The sequence below is a fragment of the Actibacterium sp. genome (assembly GCF_041584535.1).
Classification (GTDB): domain Bacteria; phylum Pseudomonadota; class Alphaproteobacteria; order Rhodobacterales; family Rhodobacteraceae; genus Actibacterium_D.
Genome location: NZ_JBFHDW010000390.1, coordinates 1 through 1,946, shown reverse-complemented (window position 1 = coordinate 1,946; position 1,946 = coordinate 1). Strand labels below are relative to the sequence as shown.

The 1,946-nt window shown below is 62.7% G+C and carries 4 protein-coding genes; 2 read left to right on the top strand and 2 right to left on the bottom strand.

What is annotated here, in order from left to right; genetic code table 11:
* Window positions 1-568, top strand: a 568-nt coding sequence (locus tag ABYW26_RS13985; protein ID WP_372605525.1) for an FAD-binding oxidoreductase, incomplete at its 5' end; no start/stop codon positions are given.
* A 368-nt stretch (window positions 569-936) separates the two neighbouring features.
* A complete protein-coding gene (locus tag ABYW26_RS13980) occupies window positions 937-1,068 on the top strand; it encodes a hypothetical protein (RefSeq protein WP_372605524.1) in 132 nt (43 codons plus the stop codon).
* A gap of 51 nt (window positions 1,069-1,119) precedes the next feature.
* Here ABYW26_RS13980 and ABYW26_RS13975 read toward each other — a convergent pair whose 3' ends face one another.
* The gene (locus ABYW26_RS13975; RefSeq protein WP_372605522.1) at window positions 1,120-1,650 is read right to left on the bottom strand and encodes an adenine phosphoribosyltransferase; all 531 of its coding nucleotides are present in this window, start codon (window positions 1,648-1,650) and stop codon (window positions 1,120-1,122) included.
* Window positions 1,651-1,658: 8 nt separating this feature from the next.
* A partial coding sequence (locus ABYW26_RS13970) for a LysE family translocator (RefSeq protein ID WP_372605520.1) occupies window positions 1,659-1,946 on the bottom strand: 288 nt, incomplete at its 5' end.

Here is a 1,946-nt window from a genome sequence, read left to right as displayed (position 1 = left end):
GATCGACCTTGGCCTTGGCGCCGGTCAGGACGCCGACGCCGCACTTGAGGGCCTGTTTGCCGAGGCCGCCGAGGCCGGTCTGGTCAGCGACGGCGTCATCGCCCGGTCCCAGCAACAGCGGGCCGAGTTTTGGGCGCTGCGCGAACATATCCCGCTGGCGAACCGGGCGATTGGCGCCGTTAGCTCGCATGATATTTCAGTGCCGATCAGCACCATCCCCGACTTTATCGCGCGCGGCGGTCCGGCCTTGGCCAGGATCGGCGATTTCCGCATCAATTGCTTTGGCCATCTGGGCGACGGCAACCTGCATTACAACGTCTTTCCCGTGCCGGGCAGAACCAAGCAGGACTACGAACACCTGCGCCCGGCGGTGAAGACCTGTGTGCATGATCTGGTGCATGAACTGGGCGGCTCGGTCAGTGCCGAGCACGGGATCGGACGGCTGAAGGTCGATGATCTGGAAAAATACACCGACCCGGCCAAGCTGGCGGCGATCCGGGCGATCAAGGCGGCGCTGGACCCCAATGGCATCATGAACCCCGGCGTGATCGTGCGCGCCAGACCCTGAAAGGGGGTAATTTCTTCTGCCGCCCGTTCTTTCGCGGCTGCGGGTCGAAATAGGCGCGCTTTGCCCTTGTAAGGGCTGGCGGTCATCCTCATTTGATCCGATAGGACATACGCGTTGCGGCGACAGACGCGCCGCGTGAACGGAAGGGTCCGCGCCAGCCTTAAACCGGCGCCCCCTTTGATCGTTAGCCTGCACCGGGCCGGTGTCTCACCCGGAAATTTCGATACCACGTCCCCGCACGCGCCTTGGGTTTCTGATTGCTCAAAGGTCGCGGGCGCAATCGGCAGCGCGGTCGCGCTTCGATAGAGAACCTGCAACGGGGAGAGTCCATTTCCTCAGGGACGGTTGCTGTTTCGAAAGGACATCACATGGGCAAAGGCAACAACAAAAGCGGCAATAAAGAAGCGAAGAAACCCAAGCAGGTGAAACCCAAAGTGCTGGCAACGGCGAATTCGGGCGCCGGCAAGACCACGCTGAATCTGGGTGGCAAAAAAATCTAAGCGATGACTGTTCAAAGGGCCGGGGAAACCTGGCCCTTTAACCTGTGCGGGTCAGAGCCCCTCGAACGCGCACAGGGCGTGGACATCCATGCCCATGTTCTCGAGCCGCGCATGGCCGCCCAGATCGGGCAGGTCGACGATAAACGAACAGCTGATGATCTCGCCGCCCAGCCGCTCGATCAGGCGGATACCGGCCTCGGCGGTGCCACCGGTGGCCAACAGGTCATCGACCAGCAGGATCTTTTCCCCGGCCTCGATTGCGTCCTCGTGGATCTCGACCACGGCCTCGCCATATTCCAGCTGATAGTCCTGACTGATGGTGCGGCCGGGCAGTTTGCCTTTCTTGCGGATCGGCACAAAGCCCACCGACAATTGATGCGCAATCGCGCCGCCCAGAATGAACCCGCGCGCCTCAAGCCCGACGACCTTGTCGATCGGTTGCCCGGCATAGGGGTGCAGCATCTGGTCGATCGCCATGCGGAACCCGCGCGCATCGGCAAACAGGGTGGTGACATCGCGGAACAGGATGCCTTCGTGCGGGAAATCGACGATGGTGCGGATATAGTCTTTGACGGTCTTCATCGGCGTCCTCACATGTTGGCCCGGCGCAGGGTCGCTGTCAGAACCCCCATGCCGATCAAGGTGACACCACCGGCGCGGGTCAGCAAGGTCAGAATACCGGGGCGCGCGATGGCGCGGCGCAGCCGGTCCGCCAACAGCGCATAGGCCAGCGCGTTCAGCGCTCCAAGGCTGACGAAGGTGGCGATCAACAGCGCGAATTGCGGGGCCAGTGCGGCCTCGGGGCGCAGGAATTGCGGCACGAAGGCGATGAAGAACGCGATGGATTTCGGGTTCAGCGCCGTGACCGCCGCCGCATG